Genomic DNA, 12705 nt, shown 5'->3' on the forward strand with positions numbered 1-12705 from the left:
GAAAGCTGAAAAAGGCGCCGCCTCAGGCAAGCAGCGACAGCACGGGCGGCAGCACCAGGGCCAGGCCGGCGATCAGCAGCAGCACGAAGACGGCGCGCCGAACGTGTTCGATGGGCAGGCGCGACGGGTGGCGGCGCGCCAGCCACGTCAGGCCCGTCACCAGCGGCAAGGCTTCCAGGCTCAGCCAGAAGGCCGTCATGCTGAACTGGCCATGCGCCAGCACGAGCGCCAGGCGCAGCACGGCATTCGCGGCGAACAGCACGATCAGCGAGTGGCGGATCATGTCGGCCGGCCATGGCTGGCGGTACAGGTGGTACACCATGGGCGGCCCGGCGCTGGCGAACAGGCCGCCCATCACGCCGGACACGCCGCTGAAGAACAGGAAGGCGGGCAGGCCCGATTGCTGCCGGCGCGCGCTGGCGCGCAGCACCAGCATGAACGCGCAGACGACGATGGCGCAACCGAGCAGGAAACGCAGCAAGGTCACCTGCTGCGCGCTGAACCAGCCCAGCAGGGCCACGCCCGCGCCCACGCCCAGCTGGCTGACGGCCAGCGACGGGCCGAACACGGGCCAGGCCAGCTGCGGACGCATGCGGCCAAACGTGATGGCCGCATTCACCAGCACCAGCACGCTGACCACGTTGGCCACGTCGCCCAGGCTGGCCAGGTGCAGCACGGCCGTCAGGCCCAGCAGGATCAGGCCGAAGGCAAACCCCGTCAGGTTCTGCGCGACGCTGGCCAGCGCCACGCAGGCCAGGAACAGCAGATGCGACGCCACGCTCATGCCGGTCAAGCCGCCAGCGACAGGAAGAAGTCCTGCTGCGCGCAGCCGCGCCGCACGAAGACGGGCGGCTGGCCCAGGGGCGCATCGACTTCCACGCGCTGGCCGCCGTCGAAGGCGGCGCCGCTCCACAGGTGGATCCAGGCGTCGCCCTGCGGCAGGTAGGCGCTCCAGCGCGCAGCGCCGGCCGCATGCACGGGCGCCACCAGCAGGTCGGGGCCGAACAGATACTGGTCCTGGATGGCGTAGGTGGCGCGGTCGCCTTCATGGTGCAGGAACAAGGGGCGCTGCAGCGGCAGGCCGCGCGCCACGGCATCCTCGGCCAGGCTGCGGATATAGGGCGCCAGCGCCACGTGCAGCCGCGTCATGCGGGCGAAGTGGCGCAACACGTCTTCATCCTGGTAGAACTGGAAGTTTTCGTCGGGACGGTTGCCTTCGTGCGTGCGCATCATCGACGTAAACACGGCCATCTCGGTCCAGCGCTGGAACAGCTCGGCCGTGCGCAGGTTGCCGAACAGGCTCGTATAGCCGCCGATGTCGCTGTGGTGGTAGGCGTTGCCCAGCAAGCCGGACGACAGGGCGCCGCAGATCACCGTCTGCAAGCCGTCATGGCGGCTGAAATCGACGGACTGGTCGCCTGCCCACAGCAGGGGGCAGTGCGCCTGCACGCCCGTGTAGCCGGCGCGCATGAAGAAAGTGGCGTCGCCCGTCTTGCCGGCCCGCTCGATGGCGCGCGCATTGACTTCGGCCCACAGGGTCGGCCATGCATTGTGCATCAGGCGCGCGTCGGCGTCATTGTGCAAGCGCAAGTCGATCGGCAGGTATTCGCCAAAGTCGGCCATCCAGCCGGACAGACCGAAATCGAGCATTTCCTGGCGCAGGATGCGTTCCTCGAACCACAGCGCGGCGGCCGGGTTGGTGAAGTCGACGACGCCGCAATCGAATTCGCCGAAGTCCACCAGGTAGGCGCCGCCATCGATGGCCGTGGCCAGGAAGCCCTGGCGCAGCGCTTCCTGGTACAAAACGCCGTCGTTGCACAGGTAGGGATTGACGTAGCCGAGGAAGCGGATGTCCTGTCTGGCCAGGTCGGTGATCCAGTTTTTCAGGTCAGGATAGCGCTGCGGCTGCCAGCGCCAGTCCCAGAACAGACGCTTGCCGAACGAAGTCTGGCGCAATCCTACCCAATCTTCGCACCACAGGGCGCTGACGGGCAAGCCGTGTTCCTGCGCCTGCGCCAGGATGGCGCGCGCGTGCTCTTCGCCGCCTTTCAGGCCCAGCATGGCGCCATGCTGCAGCCATGCCGGCAGTTGCGGCTGGCGGCCGAAGCGCTGCGAGACGACGCCGACCAGGTCGACGAAGGAGTCGGCCAGCATGAATTCCAGGCGCTCGGGCATGGCCCAGAATTGCAGTTCGTGGAAGTCGGGCTGGCGGAAATCGAAGTCCGCATACGCCGTCGTCTCTGCGTGCAGGCAGTAGCGCTGCGAGGAGATGAAGCTCGGCTGGGGATAATTCGTGTGGTAGTAGTCGCCGCCCGATTTGGACGTCACGTCCGCTTGCCACGTCAAATGGGTCGACTTGTCGCGGCCCACGCCCGGTTCCGACGTCCACAAGGGGAAGTGGCGGCCGCGCAGGTCGAAGTACGACATCTGCTCGCCGCAGCCCCAGACATGCTCGTCCTGTTCCGCGGGCAGGCGCAGCCACAGGCGGTTCCAGCCCGGCGCCGCGTAGCGCACCACCAGGTGCACGCCGTGCGGCGTCGCTTGGACGGCCAGCACCAGCTGCGGCGCGTCGCCCGCATGGCGGGAAAAGGTCAGGGTGGCGCCGTCGCCGTCTTGCGTAACGGCCAGCGCGCGCAGGGGCGTGCGCTCCTCGACATAGTCCTCGATGGCGAAGTTGCCACGGTACATTTCCATGCTTTCGCGGCCCTGGCCGACGAAGAGGCAGGGTGCATCGGCAGCGTGGCGCAGCAGCAAGCGGCCGGCGCAGCGCAAGGCGACGCTGTCATTTTCCTGGTGTAGTGTGTACTGCATGACGATCGACTCCTGTGAAAACCGGCCGCCCGCATGCTGGCGCATGATGGTGCTTGCGGAGGGCCGGCGGTACTGCACTAATTAAAAGACGAGGAACATGCCGGCGGTCAGCTCGACGGGGCTGTAGCCGAAGTAGTTATTGTCCCCCCGGAACTGCAATACGCCCAGCTTGGCATGGCTGTTGTTGGCGATCCGCGTGGCGTAGGCATAGAACGACAGGGTTGGCTGGAAGTTGTACAGGTAGCCCAGCGAATAGGCGGTCGACTTTGGCTTGCCCACGCCGTCGCCCGTGTTCGTGCCGAAAGCGCCCTTGGCATTGGCGCCCTCATAGCTGATGTGCGCCAGGCTGCCCTCGATGCGGTGCTTGCCGATGTCATACGCGCCCGACACGCCGAAGGCGTCGGCCGCATAGCCGCCGGCGTTCGACACGCGGTAGGAGGTGTAGGAGCCGCCCAAAGTGAAATCGTGCCACTTGTAGCGCGCGCCGACGATGTCCGTGACCTGGTTTCGCTTGATGAAGTTGGGCGTGCTGGCCGTGCTGATGTCGTTGCTCTGCTGGTAATCCATGTGCGCATAGCCGAGGAACAGGTCGCCCTTCTTGTACAGCACGTTGGCGGCCCAGCTGCGGCCATCGTTTTCCAGGTCGGTGGCGGAAGACGCCTGCTGGCCGGCTGAATACGACACTTCCGCCGAGACGTTGTTCCAGGTGGGGCTGCGGTAGCGCAAGGCGTTGCCGTAGAACAAGGCCGTGCCTGAGTTGTTGCCGGCCAAGCTAGTCGTCTTGCTGGCGTTGCCCGTCACGGGGTCTTTCAGATAGCGGCCCAGCGATTCGGGACGCGTGAGCGAAAACAGGGCGCTGAAGTCGTTGGCGCCGTAATTGTGCGCCGAGGCCAGGTCGGCCCCCAGCGAGACCCAGAACGGCGCCATGTACATGGTGCCGCCTTCGATCGAGCCCCAGGTGGTCGAGGCAAAGCCGACCGTCGAGCCCCGGTTGAACAGCACGGACGCCGTGGTGTTGTTTTGCGTGCCGCCGCCCGCGTTGCCGTTAAACAAGTTCAAGCCCGTTTCGGCGCCAAAGATGGCCTTGTATTCGTCGCTGAAGATCCAGGCGCCGCTGATGCCCAGGCGGCTGGCCATCTCGCCCTGGTTCAGGCGGTGGTTGGTCAGTTCGCGCCCGCTGGCATCCTTGCCGCGCGAGACCGTATAGCCGATATCGCCACGGCCGTACAGTTTCCAGTTGAAGCCCGTGGCCGCCTTGAGCGGCTCGGCTGCCGGCGTGGCAGCCATCGCTGCCGCAGGTGCTGCGGGAGCGGGCTGCGCGGCCTTCGCTTCCATCTGCGCCACTCTGTCCTGCAGCTGGGCCAGCATGGCCTTCATGTCGCTCAGTTCGTCGGCGCGTGCGTTAGCGCTAACAAATGGCGCCGCGAGAAGCACGCCGGCGATGGCCGCGGCCAGCGTGGTTTTGCGTAATGTCGTTTGCATGGTCTTGTCTCCTGTGTTTTTTATGAGTATGGTTGCCGATCCCTGCCTTGCCTACATTGAAATAATCAAATCCCTCCCATGCACAAATATTTGATGTCGAGGAAGTCGTCCATGCCGTAATGCGAGCCTTCGCGGCCCATGCCCGAATGCTTGACGCCGCCGAACGGCGCCATTTCGTTGGCGATCATGCCCGTGTTGATGCCGACCATGCCCACTTCCAGTTCTTCCGCCACGCGCCAGACGCGGCCCAGGTCGCGGCTGTAGAAATAGCCGGCCAGGCCGAACTGCGTGGCGTTGGCCATGGCGACGACTTCCTCTTCGCTGCCGAAGCGGAACAGCGGCGCCAGCGGGGCGAAGGTTTCCTCGGTGGCCACCAGCATGTCGCTGTTCGCCTCGAGTACCACGCTGGGCTCGAAGAAGCTGCCGCCCAGCGCGTGGCGCTTGCCGCCGATGGCCAGCTTGCCGCCCTTGGCCAGCGCGTCGGCGATGTGCTGCTCGATCTTGCGCACGGCGTTTTCGTCGATCAGCGGGCCTTGCGTCACGCCCGCGTCCATGCCGTTGCCCAGTTTCAGCTCGGCCACCTTGGCCACCAGGCGGGCGGCGAAGTCGTCGTAGATGCTGTCCTGTACGTAGATGCGGTTGGCGCACACGCAGGTCTGGCCGCTGTTGCGGTATTTCGACATCAGCACGCCTTCGACGGCCGCGTCGATGTCGGCATCCTCGAAGACGATGAAGGGCGCGTTGCCGCCCAGTTCCAGCGACAGCTTCTTGATGGTGCCGGCCGCCTCGCGCGACAGCCAGGCGCCCACTTCCGTCGAGCCCGTAAACGTGATCTTGCGCACCAGGTCGTTGTGGCACAGTTCCGTGCCGATCGCCTGCGCCGCGCCCGTCACCACATTGAAGACGCCGGGCGGCACGCCGGCGCGCAGCGCCAGTTCGGCCAGCGCCAGGGCCGACAGCGGCGTTTGCGACGCCGGTTTCAATACCATGGCGCAGCCGGCGGCCAGGGCAGGGCCGGCCTTGCGCGTGATCATGCCGTTCGGGAAATTCCACGGCGTGATGGCCGCGCACACGCCGATCGGCTGCTTGATGACGACGATGCGCTTGTCGTTCGACGGCGGCGCGATGACGTCGCCGTAGGCGCGCTTGCCTTCCTCGGCAAACCATTCCAGGTAGGCCGCGTTGGAGACGATTTCGCCCTTGGCTTCGGCCAGCGACTTGCCTTGCTCGCTGGTCAATATCAGCGCCAGGTCGTCGGCGTGCTGCAGGATCAGCGCATGCCAGGCGCGCAGCACCGTGGCACGCGCCTTGACGGTCTGCTTGCGCCACAGCCGGAAGGCCGCATGGGAGGCGGCGATGGCGCGCCGCGTCTCGGCCGCTCCCATGCGGGGCACCGTGGCGATGACGGCGCCCGTGGCAGGGTTGGTGACGTCGATGGTGGCGCCGTCATCGGCGTCGCACCAGGCGCCGTCGATCAGGCATTGTTGTTTCAACAGGCTTGCGTCTTGCAGGTTCAACATGGGGTTCTCCTTGGATGGGGGATGCTGCTTAACCGGCGACGGACACCTGGGCGAGGCCGGCGTCGACGATGATGTTCTGGCCCGTGATGCCGTCCGAGTCGTCGGCCGCCAGGAACAGGGCCGTGCGCGCCACGTGGCCCGCGTCGAGCCGGTATTTCAGGCATTGCAGCTCGATGAACTTGCGGTCCTCTTCCGGGTCGCGCCACAGCGCCGCCTGGCGGTCCGTGGCGATGGCGCCGGGCGCGATGGCGTTGACGCGGATATTCTGTTCGCCCAGCTCGCGCGCCAGGGTGCGCGACAGGCCCGCGATGCCCGCCTTGGACGTGGTGTAGCCGACCAGGTTGGGGCGCCCGCGCATCCACGAAATCGAGCCGAGGTTGATGATGGAACCGCCGCCGGCGGCCGCCATGCCGGGCGCCACCTGCTGGATGGCGAACACGTGGTGCTTCAGGTTCAGGGCCAGGCAGTTGTCCCAGTACTCGGGCGTCAGCTCGGCCAGGCTGTGGCGGTCGTCGCGGCCCGCGTTATTGAGCAGCACGCGGATGGCGCCGAAGCGCGCTTCCACGTCGGCCAGGCTGGCCTGGTAGGCGGCGATGTCGCGGATGTCGCTGTAGACGAAATGCGGCGCATGGCGGCACAGGGGGGCCAGGCGCGCGGCCAGGGCGGCGCTGGCGTCGCGGTCGATGTCGCAAAAAGCCACTTGCGCGCCTTGCAGGGCGAAGTGCTCGACCAGCGAGGCGCCGATGCCGGAGCCGCCGCCGGAGACGAAAACCACGCGGTCCTGCAGGCTGGGGTAGAGAGTGATGTTGGCGTTCATGCTGTCCTCACGGTGGGAGTATTGCGGGAAATCAATCCCGGTACAGGGGTTCGGGGCGGCCCGCCACGTCCAGGCGCACGGCAAAGAGGCCGCCGGCCTGCGGCTGGCGCGCCAGTTCGTCGTCGCTCGCGCCTTCGCGCGCGCTGGTGATGTACAGGGTGCGCAGGTCGGCGCCGCCAAAGGCGATCATCGTGGGCCGCGCGACGGGCACGTGCACGATGCCGGTGATCTCGCCCTGCGGCGAGAAGCGCAGCACCCGGCCGCCTTCGTATTGCGCGCTCCAGTAGCAGCCCTCGGCATCGAGCGCGGCGCCATCGGGGCGGCCGCCATACACGGCTTCCTCGCCCCTGGCGGGCAGGCGGGCAAATACGCTGCGCGTGCCGACCTGGCCGCTGGCCGCGTCAAAGGCGAAACGGTAGATCACGTGGTTCGGCGTGTCGGACTGGAACAGCGACTGGCCGTCGGCGGCGAAGGCGAGGCCGTTGCTGACCTTGACGCCGAGACCCTGCTGCGGCCCCCAGCCCAGGCGCGTGGCGCCACGTTCCAGGCAAAACATGGCCGCCAGTTCCGCCGTGCGCGGTTCGTACATGGCGCCGGCCCAGAAACGCCCGGCGCCGTCGCAGCGGCCATCGTTGAAGCGCATGCTGGCGCTGTCGTACGGCGCGTCGGCCAGCTTGTCGAGCAAGCCTTCCTGCGGATAAAAACGGTAGAAACCGTCGCGCAGGGCCGCCACCAGGCCGCCCTTTTCAGCCAGGGCGATGCAGCCCGGCTCGCACGGCACCCACCAGACGCGGTCGAGGCTTGTCGACGGCTCGTAGCGGTGCAGGCGGCGTCCGGCGATATCGATCCAGTACAGACATTGCTCGGCCACGCTCCACAGCGGGCATTCGCCCAGCTGGGCGCGCGCGTCGAGCACGAGTTCGGCTTGCCATTCACGCATGCTGGCTCTCCGCAGTTTCTTCAATGGCCAGGCGCATGGCGATGTGCAGGCTCTCGCCGGGTGCCAGCAGGCGCATGCCGGTGCCGGCGGCGCCCTGGTGCGCCAGCGCAAACGCATTGTTGGCGTGCGTGACGGGTTCGATGGCGATGAAATTGCGTTCGTCGCCGGGCGCGAAGCACACGAGGTGGCGGCAGTTGTCGCTGGCCGACAGCTGCACGCTGTAATCGCCGTAATCGAGGCTGGCGCGGCTCGTCCAGCCGCCGTAGCAATGGTCGCTGTGCCAGCCGGCCACCGGTTGCGGCGCGGCGAACGGCGACGTTTGCGCCACGGGGGCCAGGCCGGCCGGCAAATGGTCATCGCCCATGCTCCATACGCCATCCCACTGCGTTTGCAGGCGCAGGCCGGGCGCCAGCGGGAAATACGGGTGGAATCCCAGGCCGGCGGGCATGGCGCGCGTGTCGTCATTGCGCACGGATAGCGTCAGGCGCAGGCCGGCGGCGTCGAGCAGCACGGTTTGCCGGGTCGTGCAGGCGAACGGCCAGTCGGCATCGCCGCCATGCACCAGCAGCAGTTCGGCGCTGTCTGCCGCGCGCGCCGTCACTTGCCAGGCGCGCTGCCAGCCGAAGCCGTGGATGCTGTGCGGCTCGGGCGGGAAGTTGGCGCGCAAGGCATGCGTGTGGCCATTGGCCTGCAGCAGGGCGTCGCCGATGCGGTTCGAATACGGCACCAGCGGATAGCACGCCATCTGCCGCACGCCCGCATTGGCCGGCGCGGCGCGCAGGATGTCGCGCCCGCGCCAGCGGAAGGCCGCCAGCGCGCCGCCCGTTGCCGGGTGGACGTCGGCGCGGCAGTCGCCGTGCGCCAGGGTGAAAGGAGACTGGTGGTCCATGCCTCAGCCTTTCAAGCCGCCCGAGGTCAGGCCGGAAACGACCTTTTCCTGGAAAATCACGATCAGCACGACGATGGGCACGATGGCCACCACCAGTGCCGCCGAAATGATCGGCCACGGGAAGGCGAATTCGCCCTGGTACAGCTGGATGCCGACGGGCAGGGTGCGGTAAGCCACGGCCGAGTTCATCGACAGCGCCAGCAGGAACTCGTCCCAGGAGTTCACAAACGCCAGGATGGCGGCCGTGGCCACGCCCGGTGCCGCCAGCGGCAGCACGATGCGCCACAGGGCGCTCAGGCGGGTGCAGCCGTCGAGCATGGCCGCGTTTTCGATGTCGCGTGGAATGTCCTGGAAGAAACTGACCATCATCAGGGTGCAGATGGGCAGGTTTAGCACCGTGTACGGCAGCACCAGCGCCCAGTAGGAATTGAGCAAGCCCAGGCTGCGCATGATTTCGAACAGCGGCACCATCAAGGTCACCAGCGGGAACATCGACACGCCGATGATGGCCGTCAGGATCAGCCCACGGAAGCGCAGGCGCAGGCGGGCGATCGCATACGCGGCCAGCGCGCTGATGAACAGGCTGAGCAGGGTCGACAGGCCGGCCACGATCAGGCTGTTGGTGAGGAAAGTCAGCAGCGGCTGGTCCTGGAAGGCGGAAATGAAGTTACCGATGGTCGGTTCGTGCGGCCAGTAGGTGATCGGCTTTTGCGTCAGCTCCGTTTCCGTCTTGAGCGAGGTGAACAGGATCCACAGGGCGGGGAAGACGCCATTGAGGATGACGAGCGCGGCGGCGAACCAGCGCAGGCGCTTCGATGAAAACAGGCCGCTCATTCTTTGTCTCCTCTTACATATTTCAGATACACAAACGTGGTGGCCATCGACAGCAGGAACATGAAGACCGCCAGGGTCGAGCCGTAGCCCACGTCCAGGTAATCGACGGTATTGGACTGGATATACATGGCCAGGGTCTTGGTTTCGTCGCCCGGGCCGGGCATGTTGTACGGAATATCGAAGGACTGGATGGCCGTCAGGGTGCGGAAGATCAGCGCCACCAGCATCGATGGCACCAGCAGGGGCAGGGTCACTTCCGTAAATTGCTTCCACTTGCTGGCGCCGTCCACTTCGGCCGCCTCATACAGCGAGGCGGGGATGGTTTGCAGGCCGGCGAGCAAAATCAGCGCCATGAACGACGAGGTTTTCCAGATGGTGGTGATGCAGATGGCAGCCATGGTCAAGACCGGCGAATTGAACCAGATCTGCGGCTGCCAGCCCAGGCCGGGGAGCAGCAGGTCGATGCGGCGGATCAGGTCGTTCACCAGGCCGTATTCGCTGTGGAAGAACCAGGCGAAGATCAGGCCGACGAAGGCCAGCGGCAAGGCCCACGGCAGCAGCAGCGCTAGGCGCACGGGCCAGCGGTACTTGAACGGCATGTTGGCCAGCATGGCCAGGCCCAGGCCCGCCACCAGCGCGCCCGGCACGGTGACGACGGTGATGATGACGGTGTTTTTCAGCGACTTCCAGAACAGCGCGTCTTCCAGCGCCATCTTGTAGTTGTCCAGCCCGACAAAGCTGGGCAGGCTGCCGCCGGACAGGCGGATGTCGAAAAAGCTGTTGTAGATCAATTTGCCGACCGGGTAGGCCACGATCAGCAGTAAAAAGAGAATCGCCGGCGTCAGCAGGACCCAGGCCAGCGTTGTTTCGCTGGGGTCCGTGATGCGGCTTTTCAGGGTGCGTTGCCTCATGATTTCCTCGTCTGTTGCGGTGTGCGTATGCGTGTGCCGCCCGGGCCGCCGTCGTGGCGGCCGGGCGCATGCCCCTTAGCGCAGGATGCGCTTGACGCGGCTTTCGATCTCGCCCACGGCCGCCGCCGGCGTCTTGACGCCCGCCATCACGGCATTCGTGTTGACGCGCACGGCTTCGGACACTTCGCTGTAGCGCGGCGTGACGGGGCGCGAACGGGCGCTTTGCACCACCGGCAGGGCGTCGGCAAACCAGCCATTGGCAGCCAGCACGTCCTTGTCCTGGTAGACGGACGGGTAGACGGGCAGGTTGGATGCCTTGATGGCCAGCTGTTTCGACACTTCCGGGCTCGACAGCCAGCGCACCAGCTTGGCCGACGCCGCCTTGTTCTTCGAGTAGGAAGACACGGCCCACTGCCAGCCGCCGATGCACGAGGCCGGCTTGCCGCCCTGCATGGCCGGCAGGCTGACGACGCCCACCTTGTCCTTCACGCTGCTCTCGGCGCCATCCTGGAAGTGGTTCCAGGCATAGCCCCAGTTGACGGCGAACAAGACGTTGCCTGCCTGGAATTCCTTGCGCGTATCGTCGGTGGCCACTTCGGCGATGTTTTTCTTCGCCACGCCCTGGTCGACCAGCTTGCGCCACATGGCCAGGCCCGCTTCCGCCTTGGGCTTGTCCAGGGTCAGCTTGCCATTGGTGACCAGCTCGCCGCCCTGGCTCCAGTACGGCAGCAAGAAGGTGCAGACGGCGCCTTCGATGGCCTTGCCCTGGAAGCTGATGCCCTGCAGTTCCGGATTCTTTTCGCCGGCCTGGATGGTGCGCGCCACGCTGGCCAGCTCATCCCAGGTTTTCGGCGGCGCCAGCTTGTACTTGGCCAGCAAGTCCTTGCGGTAGTACAGGAACATGGCATCGGCAAAGGCGGGCAGTGCCACCACCTTGTTGTCGACCATATTCGCTTGCTTGTAGGCGGGCAAATACTGGCCCATGACCTTGTCGCGGTCGGCGCCCAGGTATTTGTCCAGGCTTTCGATCCAGCCGGCCGACGCGTACTGGGCCGGGCGGATGATGTCGATCAGGAACACGTCCAGGGTGGTGTCGCCCGCGGACAGCACCGTGTTCAGGTATTTTTGCTGCAATTCGGACGTGGCGCCGCCCGTTTCCAGGTCGATCTTGACGCCGGGATTGGCGGCCATGAATTTGGCGAACAGTTCGCGCATGACTTCGGGGCGCTCCTGGCCGCCGACGAAGACCTTGACCGTCTGCGCGTGCGCGCCGGTAGTCATGCCGGTGGTCAATGCAAAGGTGGCGCCGAGCGCCAGGACGAGGGATTTGATACGCATGATGGTGTCTCCTGATGGGTATGCGATGACGGCCTGTGGCCTTGTTAGCACTATTTTTTATTTGGATGGCAGTACCGCGCCGCCCTGCGGGTCGAACAGGTGGATTTTCTCCATATCGATCTGTACCGTGACTTGCTGTCCCGGCGCCAGGGCGAACGTGGGCGGCAGGCGCGCCGTCAATTCCCCGCCTTCGCACTGGAAGATGACGAGGGTTTCCGCGCCCAGCGGTTCGACCACCACGACGGTCGCGGCCAGCGGCGCGCTGGCGGCGCTGGCCGCTTCCAGGGTAATGTCTTCCGGGCGGATGCCGAATTCCACCGCGCGGCCATCGAACTTGCCGCAGGCGGCCTGGCGCTCGGGCGGCAGCGCCAGGCGGGCGGCGCCCAGCACGATCTCGGCCAGGCCGGCGCCATTGCGCGCCACCTTGGCGTTGAGGAAATTCATCGGCGGCGAGCCCGTGAAACCGGCGACGAATTTCGACACGGGCTCGTTGTAGATCTGGTCCGGCGTGCCGACCTGCATGATGTTGCCGCCAGACAATACAACGATGCGTTCGGCCAGGGTCATCGCCTCGACCTGGTCATGCGTGACGTAAATGGTGGTGGCGCCGATGCGCTGGTGCAGCTTCTTGATTTCCGTGCGCATTTCCGAGCGCAGCAGGGCGTCCAGGTTCGACAGCGGTTCGTCGAACAGGAACAGCTTGGCCTGGCGCACGATGGCGCGGCCCATGGCCACGCGCTGGCGCTGGCCGCCGGACAGGGCGCGCGGCTTGCGGTCGAGCAAATGGTCGATCTTCAGGATGGCGGCGGCGGCGCGCACGCGCTGTTCGATTTCCGCCTTGGGAAACTTGCGCAGCTTCAAGCCGAAGCCCAGGTTGTCGAACACGGACTTGTGCGGATACAGCGCATAGTCCTGGAACACCATGGCGATGTCGCGCTCGCGCGGCGGCAAGTCGTTGACCACCTGCCCTTCGATGGAAATGGTGCCGCCCGTGATCGTTTCCAGCCCCGCGACCATGCGCATCAGTGTTGATTTTCCGCAACCCGAAGGGCCCACGAAGACGACAAACTCGCCTTGTTTGATTTCCAGGTCGATGCCATGAATGACTTCGACGCCGTTGTCGTACTTCTTGACGACCTTTTCCAGTTTTACACCTGACATGC

Annotated in this window: 11 protein-coding genes; all 11 read right to left on the reverse strand. The window is 66.0% G+C overall.

All coding sequences use genetic code 11. The features are described 5' to 3' along the window. Window positions 1–22: 22 nt before the first annotated feature. The 11 genes from AC1RJW_RS05185 to AC1RJW_RS05235 all read right to left on the reverse strand — a co-directional run bounded on the left by AC1RJW_RS05185 (window position 23) and on the right by AC1RJW_RS05235 (window position 12703). The gene (locus tag AC1RJW_RS05185) at window positions 23–784 is read right to left on the reverse strand and encodes a TSUP family transporter (RefSeq protein ID WP_493043992.1); all 762 of its coding nucleotides are present in this window, start codon (window positions 782–784) and stop codon (window positions 23–25) included. A 5-nt stretch (window positions 785–789) separates the two neighbouring features. Beyond that, a complete protein-coding gene (locus AC1RJW_RS05190) occupies window positions 790–2811 on the reverse strand; it encodes an alpha-glucosidase (RefSeq protein ID WP_493043994.1) in 2022 nt (673 codons plus the stop codon). Between the two features lie 81 nt (window positions 2812–2892). Further along, window positions 2893–4293: a porin gene (locus tag AC1RJW_RS05195; RefSeq protein ID WP_493043996.1), complete on the reverse strand. Its 1401-nt coding sequence runs from the start codon at window positions 4291–4293 to the stop codon at window positions 2893–2895. A gap of 65 nt (window positions 4294–4358) precedes the next feature. Then, window positions 4359–5813: an NAD-dependent succinate-semialdehyde dehydrogenase gene (locus AC1RJW_RS05200; protein ID WP_493043998.1), complete on the reverse strand. Its 1455-nt coding sequence runs from the start codon at window positions 5811–5813 to the stop codon at window positions 4359–4361. Between the two features lie 28 nt (window positions 5814–5841). Further along, window positions 5842–6630, reverse strand: coding sequence for an SDR family NAD(P)-dependent oxidoreductase (locus tag AC1RJW_RS05205; RefSeq protein WP_493044000.1), 789 nt, complete (start codon window positions 6628–6630; stop codon window positions 5842–5844). Window positions 6631–6661: 31 nt separating this feature from the next. After that, window positions 6662–7570, reverse strand: coding sequence for an SMP-30/gluconolactonase/LRE family protein (locus tag AC1RJW_RS05210; protein WP_493044002.1), 909 nt, complete (start codon window positions 7568–7570; stop codon window positions 6662–6664). Then, complete coding sequence (locus tag AC1RJW_RS05215; protein WP_493044004.1) at window positions 7563–8459, reverse strand: aldose 1-epimerase; 897 nt, start codon at window positions 8457–8459, stop codon at window positions 7563–7565. The genes AC1RJW_RS05210 and AC1RJW_RS05215 overlap by 8 nt, the downstream gene beginning before the upstream one ends. A 3-nt stretch (window positions 8460–8462) precedes the next feature. After that, window positions 8463–9293 (reverse strand): carbohydrate ABC transporter permease, encoded by an 831-nt coding sequence (locus tag AC1RJW_RS05220; RefSeq protein WP_326459684.1) that lies wholly within the window; start codon window positions 9291–9293, stop codon window positions 8463–8465. Then, window positions 9290–10204: a carbohydrate ABC transporter permease gene (locus AC1RJW_RS05225; RefSeq protein ID WP_493044007.1), complete on the reverse strand. Its 915-nt coding sequence runs from the start codon at window positions 10202–10204 to the stop codon at window positions 9290–9292. Before AC1RJW_RS05225 ends, AC1RJW_RS05220 begins: the two co-directional genes overlap by 4 nt. A 75-nt stretch (window positions 10205–10279) precedes the next feature. Continuing rightward, complete coding sequence (locus AC1RJW_RS05230; RefSeq protein ID WP_493044009.1) at window positions 10280–11542, reverse strand: ABC transporter substrate-binding protein; 1263 nt, start codon at window positions 11540–11542, stop codon at window positions 10280–10282. Between the two features lie 57 nt (window positions 11543–11599). Further along, window positions 11600–12703, reverse strand: a complete 1104-nt coding sequence (locus tag AC1RJW_RS05235) for an ABC transporter ATP-binding protein (protein WP_493044011.1) — start codon at window positions 12701–12703, stop codon at window positions 11600–11602. Window positions 12704–12705 lie beyond the last annotated feature (2 nt).

It is taken from the genome of Janthinobacterium sp. GW822-FHT07A03 (genome assembly GCF_058798815.1).